Source organism: Tabrizicola thermarum (assembly GCF_003574395.1).
Classification (GTDB): domain Bacteria; phylum Pseudomonadota; class Alphaproteobacteria; order Rhodobacterales; family Rhodobacteraceae; genus Tabrizicola; species Tabrizicola thermarum.
In genome coordinates this window covers 40,333-65,370 of the sequence record NZ_QMJY01000077.1, presented here as the reverse complement: position 1 = coordinate 65,370, position 25,038 = coordinate 40,333, and the positions used below count along the sequence as shown (strand labels likewise).

The window sequence follows — 25,038 nt, the reverse complement described above, 5'->3', positions numbered from 1 at the left end:
CATCTGTCAATCGGTCCGGCCCGGATCAGAGAGGCCGATATGCCGATGCCGGACCTCAGGTGGAAGAACCGGCTGCATGACCGGCGTAGGCGTCGACCGCCTGCAACGCTGCGGCAAAGCGCGCAAGGCGGCCTGCGCGGTCCCGGTCCGATCCCGCCACCTGCCGCCCCTGTCGCGGGTCCGGCAGGTCCACCAGACCCACGGCCTCGGCCGCCATGCGGGCAAGTCCGGCGGCGGTCTGTTCCGTCTCGTCGGACAGGAATAGGTCGCATCCGGCCACTTCGGACAGGAACTGCACGAAATAGGCGCTTTGCGACAGGCCTCCGTCCACGGACACCGGCCCCCGGAACGGATGCAGCGCGCGCATCGCGGCAAGAACCTCGGCGGTGCGCAGGGCGATCCCTTCCAGCAGCGCCTGAACGAGGTCGGCCTTGCCGTCGGCAAGCGACATCCCCAGCCAGGCCCCCCGCGCCGCGCGGTTCCAGTGCGGACAGCCCAGCCCGGCAAGCGCGGGGACAAAGACGATCCCCCGGTCGATGGCGGGCGGGCGATCAAAACCGCCCAGCGCCTCGAACTCGGCAAAAAGCCCAAGCTCCCGGGCCCAGTTGACCGCCGATCCGGCCGCATAGACCCCGCCGTCCAGAGCATAGGTCACCGCCTCACCCGCCCGCTGCCAGGCAACCGTGGGCAGGGGCCCCGGCGTTTCGGGCCGCAGCAAGGCCCCCGTCAGGCATTGCACGAAGGCCCCGGTGCCGAATGTCACCTTGGCATCCCCCGGCGTCCGGCAGCCGTGGCCATACAGCGCCGCCTGCTGGTCCACGATCGAGGCCGCAAGCCTCGCCCCCCCCGGCAGCACCCCAAGGTCGCCCGAGGTCGGGCCGATCGCCGGCAGGCAGTCCACCGGAACGCCAAACAGAGCGCAAAGCTCCGGGTCCCAACTGCCCGTCGCAAGGTGCATCAGCGACGTGCGCGAGGCCGTGGCGATGTCGGTCTCGAACCGCCCGGTCAGCCGGTCGCGGAAGAAGGCATCCGTGGTGCCAAGCCGAAGCTGCCCCCGTCGGGCAAGCTCTGCCGCGCGCGGAACATGGCGCAGGATCCAGCCCAGCTTGGAGGCCGAGAAATAGGGATCCAGCGGCAATCCCGCCCGCTCCATCACCAGCGGACCCGCGCCCTGCCGCGCCAGGGCCGCCGTCACATCCGCGGTCCGGTCGTCCTGCCAGGTGATGACCGGGCAGATCGGGCGGCCGTCGCGCGCATCCCAGGCCAGACAGCTTTCACCCTGATTGGCCAGCCCGAAGGCGTCCGCCCCCGCCGCCTCCAGACAGGCGCGGACATTGGCCAGAAGCTCTTCGCCGTCCTGCTCGACATGGCCGGGGGCGGGGTAGGTCTGGGCATGGGACAGGGACAGGACCGGGTGCAACGCTCCGCCCGCGTCCAGCCGCAGGACGCGGGTGCTGGTCGTGCCCTGGTCGATGGCGGCGACCTTCACGGTTTCTCCCGGATCGACAGGGTCAGCGGGCCGGACCCCGGCGCTTGCGGCAAGGCCAGCGACAGGCGCCGCTCCGGCAGGCTGTCCACGCGCGCGGCGCTGACCACGCGCCCCGCCTGCATCAGGCGCAGCTGCCCCCTCACCGGCCGGTCCAGCCTTATCTGCAACCGCCGATGCACCACCTCTGCCCCGCCCGCGACAACGACCTGAGGCACCGCCAGCCGCAGGGCGGGATGGTCCAGGCTGATCCTGCTTCCCTCCGGCTGCGGCAGACGGCCCTCCAGCGCGGCAAGGATGGCACCTGCGGTGCGGCGCCCCTCGTCCCAGCACCAGTCTGCCGTCTCGACCCCGCGCAAAAGGTTGCCCGCCGCGAAATAGGCGGGATCGGAGAGCCGGCCCCAGGGGTCGATCACCGGCCCGCCCGAGCCCGCATCGACCTCCAGATGGCTGGCGCGCAGCAGCATCGCATCGGGGCGGAACCCGCCGGTGACGATCACGCCATCCGTCGCCAGCTCGCGCCTGCCCGCCGGTGTCGCCAGAGTGACGCCTTCGACCTGCGCGCGGCCATGGATATGGGTGATGTCGGACTGCAGATGCACCGGCACGCCCATCAGCCGGGCCAGCCAGATGGCGGGAGAGCGTGCGGTGATCCGGGCGTTCGGTTCGACCATCGCCAGGGGCCTGATCCCGGCATGGCGGCAGGTCAGCAGGGCCGAGAAGGCCACAAGCTCGGTGCCAAGGATGACCGGGCGGCGGAACGGGGACTGATGGTTCAGGTAGACGATCCCCTGCAACGCGCCCGTGGACAGGACCCCACCGGGTTTGTCGCCCCCGATCAGCCGGGCCGCGCGGCTGGTCTCGCGCACGCCCGTCGCCAGCAGCACCGCCCGTGCGGCCAGCGTTGCCACGCCGCTGTCGTCGGTGATCTCGACCTCGCCACCCGGCCGCAGGGCTGTGACCGTGGTCCGGGTCCGGATCACCACGCCCGCCTTCAGCGCCGCCTCGCGCAGCCGGGCCGCATAGTCGGGGCCGCGCAGCAGGCGGTGAAACTCGCGCAGACCATAGGGATAGTGGCCGCAATGGCGCGGAATCCCGCCCGCCTCCGCCTCACGCTCCAGCACCGTCACCTGTCGCCCCGCCCTGGCCAGTTCGGTCGCCGCTGCAAGACCGGCGGGACCGCTGCCGATGACGATCACCTCAGTCATGCGCCGCCCCCAGCATGGGCTGCGCCAGCCGACCCTCGGTCAGCCGCGCCAGTTCGGCCGAACAGTAGAAGCCCTGACAGCGCCCCATCGTCACCCGGGTCCGCCGCTTCAGCCCCGCCAGACTGCCCGCGGCCAGAGGGCCGGTCAGCGCAGCCTCGATCTCGCGCCGGGTGACAAGCTCGCAGTGGCAGACCACCCCGCCATGCCCCGCAGATTGCCAGTCCCGCGCGCCTTCGACCGAGAGGTTGGGCATCTTCGGCCATTTCGGATCGGCCAAGGGCACGTCGTCCCGCCCCGCCAGCCGCAGGACATGGGCCGCGATGCCCAGCGCAGCCGACAGCCCCGTCGACCGGATGCCGCCGACGCAGATATAGCCCTCGGCCAGATCGGTGCGGATGCGGTATTCCTTTTCCTCGGTCGCAGGCCGCAGACCGGCATAGACCGCCGTCACCTCGTGCCCGGCCAGGGCGGGCAGGATCTCGCAGCCCCGCCGCATCAGCGCCTGCAAGGTCTCGCGCTCGACCGAGGCGTGGATGCGGTCCTCCTGCTCCTCGGCCGTCGGGCCGACCAGAAGGTTGCCAAAGGCCGTTCGGCAGACGACGATTCCCTTGGTGATCTTCGTCGGCACCGGCAGCAGGATATGTCCCGCCAAGGCTGCCGCGCTTTTGTCATAGACCACGAACTGGCCCTTGCGCGGCCTGATCGTGAACCAGCTTTCCCCCGTCACGCGCCGGTCGACCTCGTCGCCCCAAAGCCCCGCGGCGTTGATGACCAGGGACGCCGAGACCGTCCCCGCCGTCGTCGCCAGCCGCCAGGCACCGCCCGCACGATGGCCCGACACGACCTCGGCCTGCCGCATCAGCACCGCGCCATTGGCCAGGGCCTGCAACAGATAGCCATGCGCGGCAGACCAGGGGTCGATCAGATGCTCGCCCGGAACCCGGAACCCCGCCCGCACCCTGGGCGAAAGCTGCGGCTCCAGCGCGCGGGCTTCGGCTCCGGTCAGCGGGGCGACATCGGTGACGCCGTTGGCCACCGCCTGCGCCATCAGCGCGGGCAGGCTGGCCTCTTCCTCCTCGGTCCAGGCCAGCACCATGGCCCCGGATCGAATCACCGGCAGGCCGAGACGGTCGTGAATCTCGTGATACAGCCGATAGCCCTCGCGGACGCAGGCCAGTTCCAGCGAGCCTTCGGGCGCATCGAATCCGGTGTGCAGGATCGCCGAATTGCCCTTGGAGGCGCCGTCCAGCACATCTGCCGCCTTTTCCAGCACCACCACCCGGGCACCGGCCAGCGTGAAGGCCCGCGCGAGGGCGCAGCCGACCACGCCGGCGCCGATCACCGCCACATCGAAACCGGGCAGGGGTTCGGGCAAGACGCTTCCTCGGGCTCATCGGGATCTGACCGCCATGAAAGGGACGGCCTGCCCCTCCGTCAAGCGCAGCCATGCCGTGAGATGCAAGAATTTTCACCGCGCGGTCAAAAAAAGATTGACCTCGGGCGACTTGCGCGGTCGGCTATGGAGGGAAGGATCGGCGGCCCCTCGTCTGTCTGGGGACAGGACGGGTCGCTGGCAGAGTGGGGAAGTGTTGATCCGGATGCGTGCAGCGCGGTGTCACCTTGCATCGGACGGTCGCCCGTGCGCCTGGCCGAACGGCCCCGACCCGGATCACGGCAGGGATGGAAACAGGACGGAAACAATGAACAGGAACCGGGGTCTTTCGGCGAGGCTATCGTGCTGGGGGTGATCCGCGCCTATGTAAGGGTCGTCGACAAGGTGTCCGACTATGTGGGTTACCTGGCCGCCGCGCTGATCTTCGTCATGGGCGCGACGCTTCTCCTGGATGCGGTGACCCGCAACGTCCTCAACATCCCGGTCCACTGGGCCATCGAGTTCACCCAGTTCACCCTGGCGGCCTATTACTTCATGGGCGGCCCGATCACGATGAAGAACAACGAACATGTGCGGATGGACCTGTGGTACGCGAACCTGTCGGACCGGGGGAAGGCGAAGCTGGATCTGGTCACCGTCTGGTGCATGATCTTCTACCTGGGCGTGATGCTGGTGGGCTCGATCTCGTCGCTGCAATACGCCATCCAGACCAATGAAAAGCGATTTTCGATGTGGAACCCCTCGGTCATCCCGATCAAGGCGCTTCTGACCGTCTGTCTCGTCCTCATGCTGCTCCAGGCCTTCGCGCTGGTGTTCAAGCACATCGCGACCATCCGTGGAGAGCGCCTCTAGATGTCCTACGAACTGATCGCTCTGCTGATGTTCGCCTCGATGGCGCTTCTGCTGGTCACCGGCCAGCGCGTCTTTGCCGCCATCGGCTTTGTCGCGGCGGGGGCCTCGCTGCTGCTGTATGGCAACGGGGCGATCGAACTGCCCTACAACCAGGTGTTCAAGCTGTTCAACTGGTATGCCATGCTGACGCTGCCCATGTTCATCTACATGGGCTACATCCTGGCCGAGAGCGGGATCGCCGAAGATCTCTACAAGATGATGCATGTCTGGTTCGGCCGACTGCCCGGGGGCCTGGCCGTCGGCACGATCCTCGTCATGGTCATCATCTCGGCGATGAACGGGCTGTCGGTCGCGGGCATGGCCATCGGCGCAACCATCGCCCTGCCGGAAATGCTGCGGCGGGGCTATGACAAGGTGCTGATCTCCGGCGTGGTGCAGGGCGGCTCGTCGCTGGGCATCCTGATCCCGCCCTCGGTGGTGCTGGTCCTCTACGGGATGATCGCACGGCAGCCGGTGTCGAAACTGTGGTTCGCCGGGCTGATGCCGGGCCTTCTGATGGCCGCGATGTTCATCGCCTACATCATGATCCGCGCGAAACTGAACCCGAAACTCGCCCCGCCCGTCCCGCCCGAGGAACTGAACATGCCCTTCGGCCAGAAGCTGGCCCTCGCCCGCGCCGGGATCATCCCCTTCCTGATCTTCTTCTTCATGACCGGGCTGTTCGTGTCCGGCTACACCAGCCTTGTGGAAAGCTCGGCCGTGGGGGCGACCTGTGCGACGCTCGCCGCGCTGGCGAAGGGGCGCTTCTCCTGGCGGCTGATCCGCGAGACCTCGATGAAGACGCTGGCGGTGTCCTGCATGTTCCTCTGGCTGATCCTGGCCGCCCTGGCCTTCGGCGCGGTCTTCGACGGGCTGGGCGCGGTGAAGGCGATCGAGAACCTGTTCATCGGCCAGTGGCACCTGAGCCCCTGGGCCATCATCATCATGATGCAGCTCAGCTTCCTGCTCCTGGGGATGTTCCTCGACGACACCGCGATGCTGGTGATCGTGGCCCCGCTCTACATCCCGCTGGTGGCCAGCCTCGATCTCGGCTTCGACAACCAGCTGATCTGGTATGGGGTGCTTTACACCATCACCTGCCAGATCGCCTATATCACGCCGCCCTTCGGCTACAACCTGTTCCTCATGCGCTCGCTCGCCCCGCGCGAGATCACCCTGCCCGACATCTACCGCTCCATCTGGCCCTTCGCGGCGATGATGGTGCTGACCATCGTGCTGTTGATGATTTTCCCGCAGATCGCGCTCTGGCTGCCGCAGCAGCTGAACGTGCGGGGCTGACAAGACCACCACCCAAGGGCCGAAGAAGCCCGCAAACAACAAGGAGACGACGATGACCGAGAAGAAACCCAGCCCGTCCGAGGCGATCCTCGCCTCGCGCCGGAACTTCCTGCGCAAGTCCGTGATGGGCGCCGGCGCCGTGGCCGGTGCCACTCTGGCCGCACCGGCCGTGATCGCCCAGACCGGCCCGATCAAGTGGCGCCTGCAAACCTATTCCGGCGCACCCCTCGGCGCCCATGTCATCAAGCCGCAGATCGAGGCCTTCAACACCGCCGCCAACGGCGAGATGGAGATCGAGCTTTACTACGCCGACCAGCTGGTCCCCACCGCCGACCTGTTCCGCGCGCTTCAGAACGGCACGCTGGACGCGGTGCAGTCGGACGAGGCGACGATGGCCTCGCCGGTCGATATCTCGGTCTTCGGCGGCTACTTCCCCTTCGCCACCCGCTTCAGCCTCGATGTGCCGGCGCTGTTCCGCTACTACGGGCTGCAGGAGATCTGGGAGGAGGCCTATTCCGAGGTCGAGGGCGTCACCTGGCTGTCCTGCGGCGCCTGGGACCCGTTGCACATCTTCACCGTAAACAAGCCGATCCGCAGTCTTGCCGACATGAACGGCCTGCGCGTCTTCGGTGTGCCGACCGCGGGGCGCTTCCTGTCGCGCTATGGCCTCATCCCGGTGACGATCCCGTGGGACAACGTGGAAGTCGCGATGCAGACGGGCGAACTCGACGGCGTGGCCTGGTGCGGCTTCACCGAAGCCTACGAGGTCGGCTGGGCCGATGTCTGCAAATATGCGCTGACGAACTCGGTCACCGGCGCCTGGTTCGGCAGCTACTTCGCCAACACCGCCAGCTGGCAGAAGGTCCCGCCGCACTTGCAGGAACTGTTCAAGATTACCATCGACCAGTCGCATTACTACCGCAACGTCTGGTACTGGGGCGGCGAGGCGAAGCTGCGCGTCGAAGGCGAGAAGATGGAACTGACCGCGCTGCCCGAGGAGGAATGGGCGCAGGTCGTGTCCGACGCGAACGGCTTCTGGGACGAGATCGCGGCCTCCTCGCCGCGCTCGGCCAAGGTGGTCGCGGCGTTCAAGAAATACGCCGACACGATGGAGAAGGCGGGCTATCCCTACCGCTGAGGGCCCTGCCCGGGCCGCGCCCGACCGGTGCGGCCCGCACCCCTGTCCTTGCCCGACCGGATGTCCGGCGCGGGACGCCACAATGCAAAGGGCCCGGGACAGCCATGCCCGGGCCCTCTGGATTCGGTGGTACCGCCTCCCCGGCTCGAACGGGGGACCCCCAGATCCACAATCTGGTGCTCTAACCAACTGAGCTAAGGCGGCACTTGGGGCGCGATTTAGCCCCGCTCCCCACCGAATGCAAGCGCCAATACAAGCGGCCGAAAGGGCGGCGCCTCACGCTCTGGCGCGACGTTTTTCCTTGCGCCGCGCCGCGCCGCCCGTTACCCGAACGGCAAAGCCGGAGCATTCCCATGGGCATCAACTCCCCCAGTGACATCGCCGCCAACCTCCAGATCGGCCCCACCGACGCCGGCATGGTGCGCATCTTCATCGAGGCCGAGGGCGGGATCGACCTGCCGCTGGACTTCGACCCCGAGGAAGCCGAGGAAATCGCCGAGGAACTGCGCGCCGCCGCCGAGGCCGCGCGCGCCCTGGGCGCCGGTGGCGGCAAGCCGAAGAAACGCTAGACGCGGGGCCAAATTCCTTCGAAGGAATTTGCAAAACTCTTCGAAGAGTTTTGGCCCGCCCTTACGGTTGACCGAACCCCCTCGCCCCGTCACCATACCGCCGCACGACCCCGGAGGAGTCTTCCATGGCCGCAGACGGACCTGCCCCCCTGCCCGATGATGACGACGACGCGGGCGATTGGGGTCCTTTCGGCAAACCCCTGTTCGACGACCCCTCGGTCCGCGCGCTGTCCCGCGTCGGCGTGGTGGATGTCGGCTCGAACTCGGTCCGCATGGTGGTCTTCGACGGGGCTGCCCGCTCGCCCGCCTATTTCTACAACGAAAAGATCATGTGCGGCCTTGGCAAGGGGCTTGCCCAGACCGGCCGGCTCAACCCCGAAGGCAAGGAGCGCGCGCTGGCCGCGCTCAAGCGGTTCTCGATTCTCGCGCGCGGGATGGACATCAACCCCTTCACCGTCGTCGCCACTGCCGCCACCCGCGAGGCCGAGGACGGCCCCGAGTTTCAGGCCCAGGTCCTGCGCGAAACCGGCCTCAGACTGCATGTCATCGACGGCGACGAAGAGGCGCGGCTGTCCGCCCAGGGCGTGCTGCTTGGCTGGCCCGAGGCGACCGGCATCGTCTGCGACATCGGCGGCAACTCGATGGAGCTTGCCCGCATCGGCAACGGCCGCGTGGGCAAGCGCGTCTCCACCCCGCTCGGCCCCTTCCGGCTGCAACAGATCTCCGCGGAGCCCAGGAAGCGCAAGGCCCACATCGACGCGATCCTCGAGGCCGCCGTCAAGGACATCAAGCCCGACAACGACCGCATCTATCTCGTCGGCGGCTCCTGGCGGGTCATCGCGCGTCTGGACATGGAACGGCGGAACTACCCGCTGACCGTCCTGCACGAATACCGCATGACGCCCGACAACCTGCTGGCCACGCTCGACTGGCTGGCCACGACCGACCTGCCCGCCCTGCGGGGCCGCACCGGCACCAGCGCCGAACGGATGGAGCTTGTCCCCCTCGCCTGCGAAGTGCTGCGCGAGATCATCCGCGTGTTGAAACCCTCGGAAATCGACGTCTCCGCCTACGGCATCCGCGAAGGTCTCCTCTACGAACAGATGCCGGAAAAACTCCGCGCCCGCGATCCGCTGATCGAGGCCGCGCGGATGACCGAACTGACCCAGGCCCGCATCCCCGGCTTCGGGAAAAAGCTCTTCGCCTTCCTCGAACCCCTGTTCAAGGGTGCCTCCCCCGACCGCCTCCGCCTCGTCAAGGCCGCCTGCCTGCTGCACGACACCACCTGGCGCGCCCACCCCGACTACCGGGCCGAGGCCTGCTTCGACAACGCCACCCGCGCCAACCTCGGCGGGCTCGACCATCCCGGCCGCGTCTTCCTGGGCCTCGCCCTTCTTCACCGCTACAAGAACAGCCGCGCGGGCAGCCGGATGGAGCCCCTGTTCCGCCTTCTGTCCGAAACCGACATCCAGGCGGCCGAATCGCTGGGCAAGGCCATGCGCTTCGGCGCCATGTTCTCGATCGGCGACCCGTCCAGGGCCGGGGAACTCCGCTGGAACCCGAAGAAGCGCCAGCTGACCCTTGCGCTCACCGAAGACGGCCTCGGCCTCTTTGGCGAGGTCGCCCAGGCCCGCTTCGCCGCCCTTGCCCTGTCCCTCAAGGCCACGACCAAGGTCGTGCTGAAAGCCACCGAATGAGCCTGTCGCTCGACCACCTCGCCGTCTCGGCCGCCACGCTGGAAGAGGGTGCCGCCTGGGTGGAAATGGCGCTTGGCGCCCCGCTGGCAGGCGGCGGCAAGCACCCGCACATGGGCACGCACAACCGGCTCCTCTCGCTGGGCGACCTCTACCTCGAAGTCATCGCCATCGACCCCGCCGCCCCGAAACCCGCCCATCCGCGCTGGTTCGACCTCGACCAGTTCCAGGGCCCCCCGCGCCTCACGAACTGGATCTGCCGCACCGACGACCTCGACGCCGCCCTGCGCGAGGCCCCCCCCGGCACCGGCACCGCCACCGACCTGCAACGCGGCGACTATCGCTGGCGCTTTGCCGTCCCGGCCAGCGGAAGGCTCCCCTTCGACGACTGCCACCCCGCCCTCATCCAGTGGCAGGGCGCGCTGCACCCCGCCCGCTCGCTCCGCGATCACGGCATCCGCCTCACCCGGCTGGAGATCACCCACCCCCGGGCTCCCGCCCTGCGCGCCGCCCTCACCGGCCTTGTCGACCCCCGCGTCCGGGTCGAGACCGGCCCCTGCCGCGCCTTGCGCGCCACATTCGACACTCCGAACGGCACCCGCGTCCTGACATGATCCGCCCCGCCCGCGCTGCCGACGCCCCCGCGCTTGCCGCGCTTCTGAACCACTGGATCCTGAACACCGCCGTCACGTTCAACCCGGTGCCCAGGACCAGTGCCGACATCCTCGACATGATCGCCAGCAAGGCCACCGCCGGGCATGCCTTCCTCGTGGCCGAGGACGCCGGCCGGATCGTCGGTCAGGCCAGCTACGGCCAGTTCCGCGGCGGTCAGGGCTACCGGACCTGCATGGAGCATTCGATCTCCCTCCTTCCCGGCACCGCCCGCAGGGGCCTCGGCCGAATGCTTCTGACCGCGATCGAGGATCACGCCCGCGCCGCCGGGGCCCATCAGATGATCGCCGGCGTCTCGGGCGAAAACCCCGATGGCCGCGCCTTTCACGAACGCCTGGGCTACCACCACATCGCCACGATCCCCGAGGCCGGGTTCAAGTTCGGCCGCTACATCGACCTTGTGCTGATGCAGAAAATCCTCTGACAACGCCGCGCGGCGCGGTTATGGTCGGGCCATGTCGATCTGGACCCGCATCGCCGACGCCATCGCCGCCGTTGCCCGGGGCGAACCTCTGTCGGTCGTCTTCGACCGCCTGCGCGCCGCCCCCGCGCCGGAAAATTCCATCGGCTTCACCATCGCCGTCCTCGCCCTCGGCGCCAAGATGGCCAAGGCCGACGGCACCGTGACCCGCGACGAAGTGACCGCCTTCCGCCGCATCTTCACCTTTCCGCCCGGCGAAGAGGAACACGCCGCCCGCGTCTACAACCTCGCCCGGCAGGACGTCGCAGGCTTCGACGCCTATGCCCGCAAGATCGCGCGGCTCTTCAACCCCGAGGGCAAGCGCATCTGCGCCGACGACCACCACGTCCTTGTCGACATCCTCGAGGCGCTGTTCCAGATCGCCCTGGCCGATGGCACCTACCACGAAGGCGAAGATGCCTTCCTCGCCCATGTCGCGCAGGAATTCGGCCTTGACGAACGCTGCTTCACCATCGTCCGCTCCCGCCTTGTCGAAGGCGCCCCGCGCGACCCCTATGACGTCCTCGGCCTGCCCCGCGACGCCTCGAAGGATCAGGCCCGCAAGGCCTGGAAGGACCTCGTCCGCGACACCCACCCCGATGTGCTCCAGTCCCGCGGCGTCCCGCCCGAGGCGATGAAACTCGCCGAACGCCGCCTGCAACTCATCAACGAAGCCTGGCGCGCGATCTCGGCCAAAGAGGCGGCATGACCGCCCGCCCCCTGCGCCTTGCGACCTACAATGTCGAATGGTTCAACGCGCTGTTCGACGACCATGGCCGGATGCTGGACGATGGCGAGCCCTCGACCCGCTACAAGGTCAGCCGCGGCGAACAGCTGGCCGCGCTCGCCATCGTCTTCACCGCGATGGACGCCGACGGCATCACCATCATCGAGGCGCCCGATACCAACGGCAAACGCTCGACCGTCAAGGCGCTGGAGACCTTCGCCCGCGCCGCAGGCCTGCGCGCCCGCAAGGCTCTGATCGGCTATCCCTCTGACACGGAACAGGAAATCGCCTTCCTCTACGATCCCGACATCCTGACCGCGCGTCACGATCCGATCGGCGAGCCTGCCACGAGCCTGGGCTCATCCGAGGCCCCGCGCTTCGACACCACCTTCCGCTACGATCTGGATGCCGACAGCATCTCGGAAACCATCCGCTTTTCGAAACCACCGCTCGAACTGGCCATCACCACCCGCAGCGGCACCCCGCTGCGGCTGATCGGCGTCCACGCCAAGTCGAAGAACTCCCACGGCGCCATCGGACGCGAGGCGCAGATCCGGCTGTCCATCGAGAACCGCCGCAAGCAGCTGGCGCAATGCCTCTGGCTGCGACAGCGGATCGAGGGACATCTCGACCGGGGCGACAGCCTTCTGGTGATGGGTGATTTCAACGACGGCCCCGGCCTTGACGAATTCGAAAGGCTCTTCGGCCATTCCGGGGTCGAGATCGTGCTGGGCACCGGCCCCGACCCCGCCCGCCATCTGTTCGATCCTCACGCCGCGATGGCAATCCATGGCCGGATCAGCGGGGCGACCCCGACCACGGCGCGCTTCTACCTTGCCCCGCAGAAGCGCTATTTCGAGGCGCTCCTCGATTTCATCATGGTCTCGCCCGACCTGGCCGCCCGCGCGCCCGTCTGGCGCATCTGGCACCCGTTCGACGATCCGCAGATCATGGACATCCCCGACCTGCGCGAAGCGCTCCTGCAGGCCTCCGACCATTTCCCTGTCACCATCGACATTCCAGATGTGATTTGAAAACCGGGGTCGCCATCCCCATATTGAATGAATGAGAGTTGCGCTGCTCCTCTGCTTCCTTGCTGCTCCGGCCCTGGCCGAAGAGCCCCCCGCCACGCCAAGGGCCCAGGGCGAAGGCGTCAGCCTGATGGAAGAGGGGATGAAACTCGTGATGCGCGGCATGATGCAGGAAATGCAGCCCGCGCTGGACGAGATGGGCAAGGCGCTGGAAGAGGCGGGTCCCGCCCTCAAGGGGCTTGGCGAAGAGATCGGCCCCAGGCTGCGCCAGCTCATCACGATGATCGACGACATCAGGAACTACGACGCGCCCATCATGCTGCCCAACGGCGACATCCTGATCCGCCGCAATGCGCCCCTGCCGCCGAAAATGGGCCCGCAAGCCGCCCCCGAACCCGGCCCGAACGGCGAGATCGAGCTTTAGGCCCCAGGGTCTTGCTCTTTTCCCAAATACTCCCGCCGGAGGCACCCTCGCCGCCCGCCCGGCGCAGAGCGACGAAGTCATCGACAAGCCCGAACCCGGCCCGGGGCAAAGATGACCAGACCGTAAACGCCCACAGCCAACCCCTTGATTTTCCTCGCGCAGAAAAACTGACCACGCGCGGCGCACCTACCCCCGCGCCGCCCGGATCAGGTCCAGGATCTCCTTCGCCGCCGCCGGGATGTTGGTCCCCGGCCCGAAGATCGCCTTCACCCCGGCCGCCTTCAGGAAGTCGTAGTCCTGCTGCGGAATGACCCCCCCGCAGATCACCAGAATATCCCCCGCACCCCGTTCCTTCAGCACCTCGATCAGCCGCGGAGCCAGCGTCTTGTGCCCCGCCGCCTGGCTGGAAATCCCGATGACATGCACGTCGTTGTCGATCGCATCCTGCGCCGCCTCTTCCGGCGTCTGGAACAGCGGCCCCACATCCACGTCGAACCCGATGTCGGCGAAGGCCGTGGCGATCACCTTCGCCCCCCGGTCGTGCCCGTCCTGTCCCATCTTGACGACCAGCATCCGCGGCCGCCGCCCTTCCGCCTCGGCAAAGGCCTCCACGTCGCGCTGGATCGCCTCGAACCCCGCGTCGCCCTCATAGGCCGCACCATAAACCCCCGCGAGGGTCTTCACCTCGGCCCGATGCCGCCCGAACACCTTTTCCATCGCGTCCGAAATCTCCCCGACCGAAGCCCGCGCCCGGGCCGCCTCCACCGCCGCGTCCAGAAGGTTGCCCCCCTCCGCCGCCCGCCGCGTCACCTCATCCAGCGCCGCCTGACAGCGCGCCTCGTCGCGGCTGGCACGCACCGCCTTCAGCCGCGCGACCTGAGCCTCGCGCACCGCCATGTTGTCGATGTCCAGGATGTCGATCGGGTCTTCCTTGTCCTTGCGATACTTGTTGACCCCGACGATCACCTCCTCGCCCCGGTCGATCATCGCCTGCCGCCGCGCCGCCGTCTCCTCGATCCGCAGCTTCGGCATGCCGCTCGCCACCGCCTTGGTCATGCCCCCCATCGCCTCGACTTCCTCGATCAGCTTCCAGGCTTCCTCGGCCAGCTGCGCGGTCAGGCTTTCCACATAGTAGGACCCGGCCAGAGGATCGACGACATGGGTGATCCCCGTCTCCTCCTGCAAGACCAGCTGCGTGTTGCGCGCGATCCGGGCGCTGAATTCGGTCGGCAGGGCGATCGCCTCGTCCAGCGCATTGGTGTGCAGCGACTGCGTGCCGCCGAGGACCGCCGCCATCGCCTCATAGGCCGTGCGGATCACGTTGTTGTAGGGGTCCTGCTCCTGCAAGCTGACGCCCGAGGTCTGGCAATGCGTCCGCAGCATGAGGCTGGACGGCTTCTTCGCCCCGAACCCGGACATGATCCGGTGCCACAGCATCCGCGCCGCGCGCAGCTTGGCCACCTCCATGAAGAAATTCATCCCGATGGCAAAGAAGAACGACAGCCGCCCGGCGAAGTCGTCCACATCCATCCCCCGCTCCATGGCGGTGCGGACATATTCCTTGCCGTCCGCCAGCGTGAAGGCCAGCTCCTGCACCAGGTTCGCGCCCGCCTCCTGCATGTGGTAGCCGCTGATCGAGATCGAGTTGAACTTCGGCATCTCGCGGCTGGTGTATTCGATGATGTCCGCGATGATCCGCATCGAAGGCTCGGGCGGATAGATATAGGTGTTCCGCACCATGAATTCCTTCAGGATGTCGTTCTGGATCGTCCCCGACAGATCCTTGCGGGCCACCCCCTGCTCTTCCCCCGCCACGATGAAATTCGCCAGGATCGGGATCACCGCCCCGTTCATCGTCATGGAAACGCTGATCTTTTCCAGCGGGATGCCGTCGAAGAGGATCTTCATGTCCTCGACGCTGTCGATCGCGACCCCCGCCTTGCCCACATCCCCCACCACACGCGGGTGATCGCTGTCATAGCCCCGGTGCGTCGCCAGATCGAAGGCCACCGAGACCCCCTGCTGCCCGCCCGCCAGCGCCTTGCGGTAGAAGGCATTCGACTCCTCGGCGGTGGAGAACCCCGCATATTGCCGGATCGTCCAGGGCCGCCCGGCATACATCGTCGCCCGCACGCCCCGCGTGAACGGCGCCACGCCCGGCAACTCGTCCATCTGCGGCAGACCTTCGACATCCGCCGCGGTATAGAGCGGCTTGACCGTGATCCCCTCCAGCGTCTGCCAGTTGAGGCTCGAAGGGTCCCTGCCCTTCAGCTCCTTCGAGGCCAGCGCCTCCCACTGCTTCAGCTCTGCCATCTCTCTCTCCGTTCCGCGCCACGCGCGCGCTTGGGCTTTTGCCGAATGCCGCCTATATCAGGGGCATGAAAGCAGTCGCCCGTCGTCCGTTCCTTGCCGTCCTGGCCCTGGCCATTCCGGCGCTTGCCTTTGCCGCCGGGGCCGATGAGGCCCCCGCCGACCCTCCCGCTTTCGCGCCGGTTCCGGCCTCCGAGGTTGTCGAGGCCGACCTCCTCTTCAAGCGCCGCCCGGTCATCGTCTTCGCCGACAGCCCCGCCGACCCCGCCTTCCTGCGGCAGATGGAGCTGCTGACCCGCTACTACCCCCAGTTCGAGGCCCGCGACGTCATCCTCATCACCGACACCGACCCCGCGAACCCCTCCGATCTGCGCCGGAAGCTGCGTCCCCGGGGCTTTTCGCTGGTGCTGATGGACAAGGACTGGAAACCCTCGATCCGCAAGCCCCTGCCCTGGGAGGGGCGCGAGATCATCAACTCCATCGACAAGATGCCCATCGCCCGCAGCGAGGCGCTGGAGAAGAACCCCGCCGGTCGGTAGGCCCCCGGAATTTTTGAAAATTCCGGGCCGGAGCCTTCAAAGGCTCCGATACGATTTCTTCGAAGAGATCGTCCCCGGCCCGACCGGCATTCCATCACTCGAACTCCATGATCACGTCATCGACCTTCAGGCTCGCCCCCGGGCTGGCCTTGATCTTCTTCACGACGCCCTTGCGTTCCGCCTTCAGGATGTTCTCCATCTTCATCGCCTCGACGGTCGCCAGCGCCTGCCCCTCCTGCACCTCCTCGCCTTCGGACACGGCGATCTTCACCACCAGCCCCGGCATCGGGCAAAGCAGGTATTTCGACGTATCCGGCGGCGCCTTCTCCAGCATCAACCCTGCCAGCGCCTTCTGGCGGGGCGATTGCACATGGACCTTCAGGTCCGCGCCGCGCAGCCGCATCCGGAAGCCCATCGGAATCTTCGCGGTCTTGATGACCAGAGGCTCGCCGCCCACCGTCAGCCGCGCCAGAGGCTGGCCCGGTGTCCAGTCGCTTTCCACCCGCAGGTCGGTCCCATCCTCGAAGGCCACGGTCGCGCCTTCATGGTCGGCCTTCACCGTCACCGGCCAGCTTTCGCCCTGCAGCGTGACCACCCAGTCATCGCCCACCCGCCGCGTGTGGTTGTCCATCGTGCCGGAAATCCGCGTCCGCCGGATCTCCGCCACCCGGTTCATCGCCGCCGCCGCCGCCGCCACGCGCCGCAAGAGGCTTGCATCCAGCACCGCCCCGGTGAACCCGCCCTCGTATTCCTCGGCGATGAAGGCCGTGGTGATGTTGCCAGAGGCAAAGCGCGGATGGTCCATCACGGCGGAACAGAACGGCAGGTTGTGCCCGATGCCCTCCACCTCGAAGGTATCCAGCGCCAGCCGCATCTCCTCGATGGCATCGGCCCGCGTCGGGCCCCAGGTGCAGAGCTTGGCGATCATCGGGTCGTAGAACATGCTGATCTCGCCGCCCTCCTGGACGCCGGTATCATTGCGCACGACGCCCCCGCGCTCGGTGCGGCCTTCCATGGGGGGCCGGTAGCGCGTCAGCCGCCCGATGGAGGGCAGGAAGTTCCGGTAAGGGTCCTCGGCATAAAGCCGGCTTTCCATCGCCCAGCCGTGGATCTTCAGGTCCGCCTGCCGGAACGGCAGCGGCTGGCCGTCGGCCACGCGGATCATCTGTTCGACCAGATCGACCCCGGTGATCAGCTCCGTCACCGGATGTTCGACCTGCAAACGGGTGTTCATTTCAAGGAAATAGAAGTTGCGGTTGCCATCGACGATGAACTCCACCGTCCCCGCCGAGGTATAGCCGACCGCCTTCGCCAGCGCGCAGGCCTGTTCGCCCATCGCCTTCCGCGTCGCCTCGTCCAGGAAAGGCGAGGGCGCCTCCTCGATGACCTTCTGGTTCCGCCGCTGGATGCTGCACTCCCGCTCGTGCAGATAGACGCAGTTGCCGTGCTTGTCGGCCAGTACCTGAATTTCGATGTGGCGCGGTTGCGTGACGAATTTCTCGATGAAGATCCGATCGTCGCCGAAGGACGACGCCGCCTCGTTCTTCGACGACTGGAAGCCCTCTGCCGCCTCGGCATCGTTCCAGGCGATCCGCATCCCCTTGCCGCCGCCGCCCGCGCTGGCCTTGATCATCACCGGATAGCCGATCTCGCGGCTGATCTTCACCGCCTCGTCCGCGTCGGCGATCAGGCCCATGTAGCCCGGAACCGTCGAAACCCCCGCCTCCTGCGCGATCTTCTTCGAGGTGATCTTGTCCCCCATGGCTTCAATCGCGGGCGAAGGCGGCCCGATGAACACCACCCCTTCCGCCTCCAGCGCGGCGGCGAAGTTGCGGTTCTCGGACAGGAAGCCATAGCCCGGATGCACGGCTTGCGCGCCGGTCTGGCGAATGGCCTGCATGATCCTGTCGATCACGATATAGCTCTGCGCGGCAGGAGGGGGCCCGATATGCACCGCCTCGTCGGCCATCTGCACATGCAGTGCATTGCGGTCGGCGTCGGAATAGACCGCCACCGTCCTGATCCCCATCCTGCGCGCGGTCTTGATGACCCGGCAGGCGATTTCGCCCCGGTTGGCGATCAGGATCTTGTCAAACATCGGCTCCCCCCATCGGAAAATGCAAAGGACCACCCGGGCGCACGGCCCGGATGGTCCTTTCTGGTCGTGTGGACCCGCCCGAAGGCGGTTACGTCAGTAGCCCGAGCGACAGGGCGGCAGGCCCAGCTCGATACCGCAGGTCGCGACACCGGCAAGGCCGCCGATAAGCGCACCGGTAAGCACGTCATTCTCGGTCGCGTCGGCGACAACAGCGCCTGCGGCCGCACCGGCCAGACCGCGGGACGCGGGGTCCTGCATGCAGCCTGCCAGGGGTAGGACAAGAAGAGCGAAGACGATAAGCGACTTCTGCATTGTGTACTGCCTCGTAGGATTGTTGTTATTGCGGCTGATTCTACCGCAAGATCGAGGATTTGGAAGCAATATCTGTCACCACGCGCGCGATCGGCAGCAGCCCGCCGCCCGGCAAGGATCGGTCCGGCCTGGGACGGGCCGGACCGAGAGGAAGGGGAAGGGTAACAACGTAGACTGTGCAAGTCATGGCTGGACTGCCGCAGACCCGCACCGAAACAATGGCGCGACGATCCAGCCATTGCAAACCCATAGAAAACAGCCGCCCGGGCCTGAGCAAAACTGCGCCAAAAAGCCTGATGGGTCGGCGAATTCATGCCTGTTCCTCGTCCTCGTCCCAGTCGTCAGCCAGCGCGTCGGGCGCGTCGGGCGCAAAGACCTCGGGAAAGGCCGCTTGCGCGCGCTTCACGTCGATACGCAGCAGCGCCTCATAGGAACAGGGATCGAACGGGTCTTCCGCCGGGACGACCTCGCGCCCGAAAAGCCAGGACAGCCGCCCTGCATCGAGGTTGCCACGCTCGAACGGCTCTTCCCCGAAATACTGCCAGAGCGCCGCCATGAAAGCCTGATCGGCCAGCCGGTCGACATGCTTGCGGTCCTTGAACCGCTCGCGTCGGATCAGCTTGGTCGCGCCGTCCTTCACATTGGCGCGGCGAATCGTGAACTGGAAATCGGTTCCGGGCATCCGGCCCGGAAATCCGCGGTGCTTCAGCATCTCGCCTGTCTCCTGTCGTGGCAATCGACGGCAGGGATAGGCGAAAGCGCCGGGACAGCCCAGAGGCCATACCGCGAAGCACTTGCCATGTCAGGGAAATCCGGCCTGCAAACCGCGCCCTTGCGCAGGAGGCCGTCGATGGGCGCGGGCCTGCCCTGCCAAGGCCGGCAGGCCCGCTCCGGTAGATTACTTGTACTTGCCGGTGTCCACGACTTCCGGGGTGACCGGCTCGGGCATCGGCTCTTCCTTCTTGGCGCAAGCAGCCAGAGCTGCAACCGCAGCCAGAACCAGAACGAGACGTGCGCTCTTCGACATCCTCTACTCCATCCTTCTAGGGGCGCTTCGGAAGCCATTCGGCATTCCGGCACCTGTTCGCTGTTTAAGGCCGATTTGGCCCGGCCCGTCGCCACTTTATCCGAAAGAATTTCGGATTGGTATGAGCGCCGGACCAAGTTCTCGACCTGTGGCGTTCCTACATCAGCCGATAGTGCATGGCCAGTCGGAAAAACAACATCTCGCGTCTGCATCAGAAGACCTCCCAGACGCAGGCACCGTTTTCCGGGCGGTAGGATTCGAAGAACTGCACCACGTCGGGCGCCGCCTGGCCGAAGGGAACCACTTCGCTGGAGAACGAGATCACGATCTGCTGCGGGGCGGGCACCATCCCGTCGATCCGCTTGATGGCGAACGTGTCGCAGACCGCCTGCATGTCCTCGGCCGCCGCTTCGACCTCATCCTGCGCAAGCCCCGGCGCCAGAAAGCGGAACCGCGCGGTGGCGCCTTGCGGGCCGCGCACGTCGGTGATGACATCGATCAGCGTCAGCGGCCGCCCCGAGGGCACCTCGACCGCCTCGCCCGCCGGTGAGTCGTCCTGGCAGGCCGAGGCCGCAAGGACCATGGCCAGCAGGGCGGAACGGCGCAGGGGTGCAAGGCGACGCATCGTCACAGCGGGATGTTGTCGTGTTTCTTCCACGGCATCGCGGCCTTCTTGCCGCGCAGCGCCGCAAAGGCCCGCGCCACGCGCCGCCGCGTCGAATGCGGCATGATGACCTCGTCGATGAAGCCCTTTTCCGCCGCCACGAAGGGGTTGGCAAAGCGGTCCTCGTAGTCCTTGACCCGGGCCGCGATCTTTTCCGGCTCGCCAAGCTCTGACCGATACAGGATCTCGACCGCGCCCTTCGCCCCCATCACCGCAACCTCCGCCGTGGGCCAGGCATAGTTGAAATCGGCCTTCAGGTGCTTGGAGGCCATCACCACATAGGCCCCGCCATAGGTCTTGCGGGTCAGGACCGTGACCTTCGGCACCGTCGCCTCGCCATAGGCGAACAGAAGCTTCGCCCCGTGCTTGATGACACCGCCGTATTCCTGCCCCGTCCCCGGCAGAAAGCCCGGCACATCGACGAAGGTCAGGATCGGAATCTCGAAGGCATCGCAGAACCGCACGAAGCGCGCGGCCTTGCGGGATGCGTCGATGTCCAGGCACCCGGCCAGCACCATCGGCTGGTTCGCCACCACGCCCACGGTCTGCCCCTCCAGCCGGATGAAGCCGATGATGATGTTGGCGGCGAAGTCCTTCTGAATCTCGAAGAAATCGCCCTCGTCCGCGACCTTCGTGATCAGTTCCTTCATGTCGTAGGGCTGGTTCGGGTTGTCGGGCACCAGCGTGTCGAGGCTTGGCTCGATCCGCGACGGATCGTCGAAGAACGGCCGCACCGGCGCCTTCTGCCGGTTGTTCAGGGGCAGGAAGTCGAACAGCCTGCGGATTTCCGCCAGCGCCTCGACATCGTTTTCAAACGCCCCGTCGGCAACGCTGGACTTGCGGGTATGGGTCGAGGCCCCGCCGAGTTCTTCCGCCGTCACCACCTCGTTCGTCACGGTCTTGACCACATCGGGGCCGGTGACGAACATGTAGGACGAGTCCTTCACCATGAAGATGAAGTCGGTCATCGCCGGGGAATAGACCGCCCCGCCCGCGCAAGGGCCCATGATGAGGCTGATCTGGGGGACGACGCCACTGGCTTCGATGTTGCGCTGGAAAACCTCGCCATAGGCCGCAAGGCTGGCGACCCCTTCCTGGATCCGCGCCCCGCCGGAATCGTTGATCCCGATCACCGGCGCGCCGTTCTGCATCGCCATGTCCATGATCTTGCAGATCTTGGCGCCATGCGTTTCCGACACCGACCCACCCATGACCGTGAAGTCCTGGCTGAACACATAGACCTGCCGCCCGTTGATCGTGCCCCAGCCGGTGACGACGCCATCGCCTGCGGGGCGGTCCTTCTCCATGCCGAAATCGGTGCAGCGGTGCGCGACGAACATGTCGAATTCCTCGAAGCTGCCCTCGTCCAGCAGCAGCTCGATCCTCTCCCGCGCGGTCAGCTTGCCCTTGGCGTGCTGTGCGGCCACCCGACGCTCGCCCCCCCCGGCACGCGCAGCCGCGCGACGGGCCTCAAGCTCTGCCAGAATGTCCTTCATCGCGCCCTCCCCCGGCTGATGTCCGCTGCACCTTACGGGAACGCTGCGGGTGCGAGAAGCGGCAATGAGAAAATTTGCAAACCACTTTGAAATGCTCTGCTTCAAATTGCGAAATCGCAAAGCCTTGGACCTTGCCGGTTGCCGCGCTATGCCCTCCCGGATCGCCATCCCGAGGACATCATGCCCAACCTGCCCATCCCCGTCGTGACCATCGGCCTGCTTCTCGCCTCGAACATCTTCATGACCTTCGCCTGGTATGGCCACCTGAAGTTCAAGGAAAGCGCGCTTGTCACCGTGATCCTGGTCTCCTGGGGGATCGCGTTTTTCGAATATGTGTTGCAGGTCCCCGCAAACCGCATCGGGCACGGCCATTTCTCCGCCGCCGAGCTGAAGACGATCCAGGAGGTCATCACCCTGTCGGTTTTCGCCGTGTTCTCGGTCCTCTACCTGAAAGAGCCGCTGTCCTGGAACCACCTCGTCGGTTTCGCGTTCATCGCGGCGGGGGCCTTCTTCATCTTTCACAAATGGGCGTGACGCCGGGTTTCCCCACCCGGCCGCCTGTGGACAATCCGGACCCGCAGGCGTAGCCCATCACCTATGCAAGAGCCCGTATTCCTTGACCGGACGACCCCGCCGAAGATCGTCACCCTGATCCTGATGGCCGGGCTGTCGGCCCTGACGATGAACATCTTTTTGCCCTCGCTGCCCGGAATGGCGACCTGGTTCGGCGTCCCCTACGGCGTGATGCAGCAGTCCGTGGCGCTCTACCTCCTGCTCTCCGCCCTTCTCCAGATCGTGATCGGCCCGATCTCCGACCGCTATGGCCGCCGCGCCGTGCTGATCTGGTCGCTGGTCCTGTTCCTCCTCGCCACCGTCGGGACGCTGCTTGCCCCCACCGCGACCTGGTTCCTGATCTTCCGCATGGCCCAGGCCGTCATCGCCTCGGGCATGGTCCTCTCCCGCGCCGTCGTCCGCGACATGGTGGCCGACGAACGCGCCGCCAGCATGATCGGCTATGTCACCATGGGCATGAGCCTTGTCCCCATGATCGGCCCGGTGATCGGCGGAGCCCTCGACGACCTCTACGGCTGGCAGGCGAACTTCGCGCTGCTCCTGATCCTCGGCCTCGGCACCCTCGCCCTCGTCTGGGCCGACCTGGGCGAGACCGCCACTCTGCGCCGCGTCAGCCTGATGGACCAGATCCGCAGCTACCCCGCGCTTTTCGCTTCGCAAAGGTTCTGGGGCTACACCCTTTCCGCCGCCTTCGCCTCGGGCTGCTTCTTCGCCTACCTCGGCGGGGCGCCCTATGTCGGCGACAAGATCTATGGCCTCTCCTCCACCCATGTCGGCGCGCTTTTCGCCCTGACCGCCATCGGTTACGCGGCAGGCAACTTCTTCGCCGGGCGCTACTCGGTGCGGATCGGCATGAACCGGATGATCCTTCTCGGCTGCCTCGTGACCACTGCCGGCATGGCGATCCTCGCCCTTCTCACCCTCGCGGGCCTCTCCGGCCCCACCATGTTCTTCGGCCTCACTGTCTTCATGGGCCTCGGCAACGGCATCTGCCTGCCCAATGCCAATGCCGGGATGCTGTCGGTCCGCCCCGACCTCGCCGGAACCGCCTCGGGCCTCGGTGGAGCCATCCTGATCGGCGGCGGCGCCGCCCTTGCCGCCTTTGCCGGCGTCCTCCTCGGCCCCGGCTCTTCGGAAATGCCGCTCATCCTTCTGATGCTGGCTTCTTCCGCAGCCTCGGTCCTGGCCATCCTCTTCGTGATCCGCCGCGCCCGGCAGATCGGCCTCGCCTGACCCTTGACGCAGCTTTGCAAAGCGCCGCATAGCTTTGCAAAGAGGTTCCGATGGCCACCCAGAAACTCTATGCCGGCGTCAAGCTGCGCGAGATCCGCGCCCGTCTCGGCCTGACCCAGAAGGCCTTCGCCGACAAGCTGAAGGTCTCGCTGCCCTATCTGAACCAGATGGAGAACAACCACCGGCCCGTCTCGGCCGCCGTGGTGCTGGCGCTCGCGCAGGAATTCGGCCTTGACGTGACCGAACTGACGGTGGGCGAATCCGAGCGCCTCGTCACCGACATGCGCGAGGCGCTGGCCGACCCCGTCTTCACCACCGCCACCCCGCCCTTGGCCGACCTCCGCCTCGCCGCCTCCAACGCCCCGGCGCTGGCCCGCGCCTTCCTCGACCTCCACCGCGCCTACCGCCAGACCCACGAACGCCTCGCCTCCCTCGACGAAGCCCTGGGCCGCGAGGACGCCGACCTCCGCCCCTCCGCCTGGGAGGAGGTCCGCGATTTCTTTCACTATTGCGACAATTACCTCGATGCCATCGACCGCGCTGCGGAACATTTCGCGACTTCGGCAAGCAACGGAAAATCCATCGAAACCCTGGCGCAGGACCTGCTGAGGCGCGCCGGGATCAGCCTGCACTATTCGAACACCGCGCCCCTGCGCCACTATGACCCGCAGGCGAAACGCCTCGACATCTCCGCCCGCGCTTCAGGCCCCTCGCAGCGCTTCCAGCTCCTGCATCAGGTCGCGCTTCTGACGCAGAACGAGCTTCTCGAGGCAACCCTCGACCTCGCAAGGTTTTCCACGCCCGAGGCACGCGACATCGCCAAGATCGGCCTGGCGAACTACTTCGCCGGGGCGGCGCTCCTGCCCTACCGCGCCTTCCTGACCGCCGCGCAAGAGGTGCGCCACGACCTCGAACGGCTCGCCGACATCTTCGGCGCCTCGATCGAACAGGTCGGCCACCGGCTGTCCACGATGCAACGCCCCGGCGCCAAGGGCATCCCCTTCTTCTTCGTCCGCGTCGATCAGGCCGGCACGATCACCAAGCGCCACTCCTCGACCCGGCTGCAATTCGCCCGCTTCGGCGGGGCCTGCCCCCTGTGGAACGTCCACCAGGCCTTTGAAACCCCGGGACAATTCCTGCGGCAACTGGCGGAAACACCGGACGGCGTGCGCTATCTCTGCCTTGCCCGCGATGTGTCGAAACCCGCCGGCGCCTTCCTCGCACCCGTGCGCCGCTATGCCATCGGCCTCGGCTGCGAAGTGCAGCACGCGCCGCAGCTTGTCTATTCCGACGGGCTCGACCTGAAAGGCAGGTTCGAGCCCATCGGGATTTCCTGCCGCATCTGCGAGCGCATCAACTGCCACCAGCGCAGCGTTCCGCCACTGGAAGGCCGGTTGAAGATCAACCCCAACGCCCGCGACGTCCTTCCCTACGAGATCGGCTGACCGCCGCCGGCGTCCCGGCGCAGGGTGCGCTACAGCGCACCATCCGAAGGTGCGCTACTTCCGCAACGCCGCCGCGATCTGGTCCTTCAGCCGAGCGCGCAGCTTGCGCAGGGTCTCTTCCTCCTCCTCGGTCAGCAGGTCCAGCCGCGTTTCCGCCCGATGCACCTTGTCGTTGACCACGTCATATTCGATCAACAGCTTGGCGAAATGCGCGTCCGTTGATTTCAACGCACTGATCTTCTGCGCATCGCCCGGAAATTCCTCGTGCAGCGTGTGCGGGGTGTTCGACATCGGTTTCTCCTTCTTGACTGTCCCAGCCAGTCTGGAACACCCCGCACCCCGCCGCCTT

25 protein-coding genes and 1 tRNA gene are annotated in these 25,038 nt (G+C 66.8%); 14 read left to right on the top strand and 12 right to left on the bottom strand.

The annotated features are described in order from the left end of the window. Positions 1-55: 55 nt before the first annotated feature. Genes D5084_RS11955 through D5084_RS11945 form a run of 3 tightly spaced genes read right to left on the bottom strand, consistent with a single transcriptional unit; the run spans position 56 to position 4,069 of the window. Positions 56-1,489 (bottom strand): FGGY family carbohydrate kinase, encoded by a 1,434-nt coding sequence (locus D5084_RS11955; RefSeq protein WP_128515721.1) that lies wholly within the window; start codon positions 1,487-1,489, stop codon positions 56-58. Beyond that, positions 1,486-2,694: an NAD(P)/FAD-dependent oxidoreductase gene (locus D5084_RS11950; protein WP_128515720.1), complete on the bottom strand. Its 1,209-nt coding sequence runs from the start codon at positions 2,692-2,694 to the stop codon at positions 1,486-1,488. The genes D5084_RS11955 and D5084_RS11950 overlap by 4 nt, the downstream gene beginning before the upstream one ends. Continuing rightward, positions 2,687-4,069 carry an NAD(P)/FAD-dependent oxidoreductase gene (locus D5084_RS11945; RefSeq protein WP_202910057.1) on the bottom strand — a complete coding sequence of 461 codons (1,383 nt, stop codon included), beginning with the start codon at positions 4,067-4,069 and terminating at the stop codon, positions 2,687-2,689. Before D5084_RS11945 ends, D5084_RS11950 begins: the two co-directional genes overlap by 8 nt. 360 nt (positions 4,070-4,429) lie before the next feature. On the opposite strand from D5084_RS11945, the gene D5084_RS11940 reads away from it, so the two are divergent. Genes D5084_RS11940 through D5084_RS11930 form a run of 3 tightly spaced genes read left to right on the top strand, consistent with a single transcriptional unit; the run spans position 4,430 to position 7,415 of the window. Next, entirely contained in the window at positions 4,430-4,939 is a 510-nt protein-coding gene (locus tag D5084_RS11940; RefSeq protein ID WP_128515719.1) for a TRAP transporter small permease subunit, read from the top strand. After that, the gene (locus D5084_RS11935; protein WP_128515718.1) at positions 4,940-6,277 is read left to right on the top strand and encodes a TRAP transporter large permease; all 1,338 of its coding nucleotides are present in this window, start codon (positions 4,940-4,942) and stop codon (positions 6,275-6,277) included. 52 nt (positions 6,278-6,329) lie between these two features. Beyond that, positions 6,330-7,415: a type 2 periplasmic-binding domain-containing protein gene (locus D5084_RS11930; protein WP_128515717.1), complete on the top strand. Its 1,086-nt coding sequence runs from the start codon at positions 6,330-6,332 to the stop codon at positions 7,413-7,415. 127 nt (positions 7,416-7,542) lie between these two features. On the opposite strand, the gene D5084_RS11925 is transcribed toward D5084_RS11930, so the two are convergent. After that, positions 7,543-7,619: transfer RNA gene (locus D5084_RS11925), tRNA-His, on the bottom strand. Between the two features lie 149 nt (positions 7,620-7,768). Between D5084_RS11925 and D5084_RS11920 the strand changes: the two genes are divergently transcribed. The 7 genes from D5084_RS11920 (at position 7,769) to D5084_RS11890 (ending at position 12,992) form a co-directional block, all read left to right on the top strand. After that, positions 7,769-7,984: a DUF6324 family protein gene (locus D5084_RS11920; protein ID WP_128515716.1), complete on the top strand. Its 216-nt coding sequence runs from the start codon at positions 7,769-7,771 to the stop codon at positions 7,982-7,984. 125 nt (positions 7,985-8,109) lie between these two features. Then, positions 8,110-9,681, top strand: coding sequence for a Ppx/GppA family phosphatase (locus tag D5084_RS11915; protein WP_128515715.1), 1,572 nt, complete (start codon positions 8,110-8,112; stop codon positions 9,679-9,681). Next, on the top strand, positions 9,678-10,292 hold the full coding sequence (locus D5084_RS11910; protein ID WP_128515714.1) for a VOC family protein: 615 nt from the start codon (positions 9,678-9,680) through the stop codon (positions 10,290-10,292). Before D5084_RS11915 ends, D5084_RS11910 begins: the two co-directional genes overlap by 4 nt. Next, entirely contained in the window at positions 10,289-10,774 is a 486-nt protein-coding gene (locus D5084_RS11905; protein WP_128515713.1) for a GNAT family N-acetyltransferase, read from the top strand. Before D5084_RS11910 ends, D5084_RS11905 begins: the two co-directional genes overlap by 4 nt. 31 nt (positions 10,775-10,805) lie before the next feature. Then, complete coding sequence (locus tag D5084_RS11900; protein ID WP_128515712.1) at positions 10,806-11,519, top strand: molecular chaperone DjiA; 714 nt, start codon at positions 10,806-10,808, stop codon at positions 11,517-11,519. Next, positions 11,516-12,571 (top strand): endonuclease/exonuclease/phosphatase family protein, encoded by a 1,056-nt coding sequence (locus tag D5084_RS11895; RefSeq protein WP_128515711.1) that lies wholly within the window; start codon positions 11,516-11,518, stop codon positions 12,569-12,571. The genes D5084_RS11900 and D5084_RS11895 overlap by 4 nt, the downstream gene beginning before the upstream one ends. 31 nt (positions 12,572-12,602) lie before the next feature. Next, positions 12,603-12,992, top strand: coding sequence for an AAA+ family ATPase (locus D5084_RS11890; protein ID WP_128515710.1), 390 nt, complete (start codon positions 12,603-12,605; stop codon positions 12,990-12,992). 186 nt (positions 12,993-13,178) lie between these two features. Here the strand turns inward: D5084_RS11890 and scpA are convergent, their stop codons facing one another. Next, complete coding sequence (gene scpA, locus D5084_RS11885) at positions 13,179-15,305, bottom strand: methylmalonyl-CoA mutase (protein ID WP_128515709.1); 2,127 nt, start codon at positions 15,303-15,305, stop codon at positions 13,179-13,181. Positions 15,306-15,370: 65 nt separating this feature from the next. Between scpA and D5084_RS11880 the strand changes: the two genes are divergently transcribed. Continuing rightward, a complete protein-coding gene (locus D5084_RS11880; RefSeq protein ID WP_128515708.1) occupies positions 15,371-15,841 on the top strand; it encodes a DUF4174 domain-containing protein in 471 nt (156 codons plus the stop codon). Between the two features lie 94 nt (positions 15,842-15,935). On the opposite strand, the gene D5084_RS11875 is transcribed toward D5084_RS11880, so the two are convergent. From D5084_RS11875 to D5084_RS11855, 6 genes are all read right to left on the bottom strand, one after another. Then, the gene (locus D5084_RS11875) at positions 15,936-17,939 is read right to left on the bottom strand and encodes an acetyl-CoA carboxylase biotin carboxylase subunit (RefSeq protein WP_128515707.1); all 2,004 of its coding nucleotides are present in this window, start codon (positions 17,937-17,939) and stop codon (positions 15,936-15,938) included. A 93-nt stretch (positions 17,940-18,032) separates the two neighbouring features. After that, complete coding sequence (locus D5084_RS11870) at positions 18,033-18,251, bottom strand: YMGG-like glycine zipper-containing protein (protein WP_128515706.1); 219 nt, start codon at positions 18,249-18,251, stop codon at positions 18,033-18,035. A 310-nt stretch (positions 18,252-18,561) separates the two neighbouring features. Further along, positions 18,562-18,963 (bottom strand): hypothetical protein, encoded by a 402-nt coding sequence (locus D5084_RS11865; RefSeq protein WP_128515705.1) that lies wholly within the window; start codon positions 18,961-18,963, stop codon positions 18,562-18,564. Between the two features lie 186 nt (positions 18,964-19,149). After that, complete coding sequence (locus D5084_RS18875) at positions 19,150-19,278, bottom strand: hypothetical protein (protein ID WP_274378896.1); 129 nt, start codon at positions 19,276-19,278, stop codon at positions 19,150-19,152. A 211-nt stretch (positions 19,279-19,489) separates the two neighbouring features. Further along, positions 19,490-19,903 carry a DUF6497 family protein gene (locus D5084_RS11860; protein ID WP_128515704.1) on the bottom strand — a complete coding sequence of 138 codons (414 nt, stop codon included), beginning with the start codon at positions 19,901-19,903 and terminating at the stop codon, positions 19,490-19,492. A 2-nt stretch (positions 19,904-19,905) separates the two neighbouring features. Then, entirely contained in the window at positions 19,906-21,438 is a 1,533-nt protein-coding gene (locus tag D5084_RS11855) for an acyl-CoA carboxylase subunit beta (RefSeq protein ID WP_128515703.1), read from the bottom strand. Between the two features lie 180 nt (positions 21,439-21,618). On the opposite strand from D5084_RS11855, the gene D5084_RS11850 reads away from it, so the two are divergent. The 3 genes from D5084_RS11850 to D5084_RS11840 all read left to right on the top strand — a co-directional run bounded on the left by D5084_RS11850 (position 21,619) and on the right by D5084_RS11840 (position 24,689). Next, positions 21,619-21,972 (top strand): DMT family protein, encoded by a 354-nt coding sequence (locus D5084_RS11850; RefSeq protein WP_128515702.1) that lies wholly within the window; start codon positions 21,619-21,621, stop codon positions 21,970-21,972. Between the two features lie 63 nt (positions 21,973-22,035). Further along, positions 22,036-23,244: a multidrug effflux MFS transporter gene (locus D5084_RS11845; protein WP_128515701.1), complete on the top strand. Its 1,209-nt coding sequence runs from the start codon at positions 22,036-22,038 to the stop codon at positions 23,242-23,244. A gap of 50 nt (positions 23,245-23,294) precedes the next feature. Then, positions 23,295-24,689, top strand: coding sequence for a helix-turn-helix domain-containing protein (locus tag D5084_RS11840; protein ID WP_128515700.1), 1,395 nt, complete (start codon positions 23,295-23,297; stop codon positions 24,687-24,689). Positions 24,690-24,743: 54 nt separating this feature from the next. Here the strand turns inward: D5084_RS11840 and D5084_RS11835 are convergent, their stop codons facing one another. After that, entirely contained in the window at positions 24,744-24,980 is a 237-nt protein-coding gene (locus D5084_RS11835) for an HP1242/YdcH family protein (RefSeq protein ID WP_128515699.1), read from the bottom strand. Positions 24,981-25,038 lie beyond the last annotated feature (58 nt).

Excerpts from the sequence above, each read along its gene's own strand:
- D5084_RS11950 (WP_128515720.1), bottom strand. The coding sequence starts at position 2,694 with ATGACTGAGGTGATCGTCATCGGCAGCGGTCCCGCCGGTCTTGCAGCG.
- D5084_RS11935 (WP_128515718.1), top strand. The coding sequence starts at position 4,940 with ATGTCCTACGAACTGATCGCTCTGCTGATGTTCGCCTCGATGGCGCTT.
- D5084_RS11930 (WP_128515717.1), top strand. The coding sequence starts at position 6,330 with ATGACCGAGAAGAAACCCAGCCCGTCCGAGGCGATCCTCGCCTCGCGC.
- D5084_RS11920 (WP_128515716.1), top strand. The coding sequence starts at position 7,769 with ATGGGCATCAACTCCCCCAGTGACATCGCCGCCAACCTCCAGATCGGC.
- D5084_RS11915 (WP_128515715.1), top strand. The coding sequence starts at position 8,110 with ATGGCCGCAGACGGACCTGCCCCCCTGCCCGATGATGACGACGACGCG.
- D5084_RS11910 (WP_128515714.1), top strand. The coding sequence starts at position 9,678 with ATGAGCCTGTCGCTCGACCACCTCGCCGTCTCGGCCGCCACGCTGGAA.
- D5084_RS11905 (WP_128515713.1), top strand. The coding sequence starts at position 10,289 with ATGATCCGCCCCGCCCGCGCTGCCGACGCCCCCGCGCTTGCCGCGCTT.
- D5084_RS11900 (WP_128515712.1), top strand. The coding sequence starts at position 10,806 with ATGTCGATCTGGACCCGCATCGCCGACGCCATCGCCGCCGTTGCCCGG.
- D5084_RS11895 (WP_128515711.1), top strand. The coding sequence starts at position 11,516 with ATGACCGCCCGCCCCCTGCGCCTTGCGACCTACAATGTCGAATGGTTC.
- D5084_RS11890 (WP_128515710.1), top strand. The coding sequence starts at position 12,603 with ATGAGAGTTGCGCTGCTCCTCTGCTTCCTTGCTGCTCCGGCCCTGGCC.
- scpA (WP_128515709.1), bottom strand. The coding sequence starts at position 15,305 with ATGGCAGAGCTGAAGCAGTGGGAGGCGCTGGCCTCGAAGGAGCTGAAG.
- D5084_RS11880 (WP_128515708.1), top strand. The coding sequence starts at position 15,371 with ATGAAAGCAGTCGCCCGTCGTCCGTTCCTTGCCGTCCTGGCCCTGGCC.
- D5084_RS11875 (WP_128515707.1), bottom strand. The coding sequence starts at position 17,939 with ATGTTTGACAAGATCCTGATCGCCAACCGGGGCGAAATCGCCTGCCGG.
- D5084_RS11870 (WP_128515706.1), bottom strand. The coding sequence starts at position 18,251 with ATGCAGAAGTCGCTTATCGTCTTCGCTCTTCTTGTCCTACCCCTGGCA.
- D5084_RS11865 (WP_128515705.1), bottom strand. The coding sequence starts at position 18,963 with ATGCTGAAGCACCGCGGATTTCCGGGCCGGATGCCCGGAACCGATTTC.
- D5084_RS18875 (WP_274378896.1), bottom strand. The coding sequence starts at position 19,278 with ATGTCGAAGAGCGCACGTCTCGTTCTGGTTCTGGCTGCGGTTGCAGCT.
- D5084_RS11860 (WP_128515704.1), bottom strand. The coding sequence starts at position 19,903 with ATGCGTCGCCTTGCACCCCTGCGCCGTTCCGCCCTGCTGGCCATGGTC.
- D5084_RS11855 (WP_128515703.1), bottom strand. The coding sequence starts at position 21,438 with ATGAAGGACATTCTGGCAGAGCTTGAGGCCCGTCGCGCGGCTGCGCGT.
- D5084_RS11850 (WP_128515702.1), top strand. The coding sequence starts at position 21,619 with ATGCCCAACCTGCCCATCCCCGTCGTGACCATCGGCCTGCTTCTCGCC.
- D5084_RS11845 (WP_128515701.1), top strand. The coding sequence starts at position 22,036 with ATGCAAGAGCCCGTATTCCTTGACCGGACGACCCCGCCGAAGATCGTC.
- D5084_RS11840 (WP_128515700.1), top strand. The coding sequence starts at position 23,295 with ATGGCCACCCAGAAACTCTATGCCGGCGTCAAGCTGCGCGAGATCCGC.
- D5084_RS11835 (WP_128515699.1), bottom strand. The coding sequence starts at position 24,980 with ATGTCGAACACCCCGCACACGCTGCACGAGGAATTTCCGGGCGATGCG.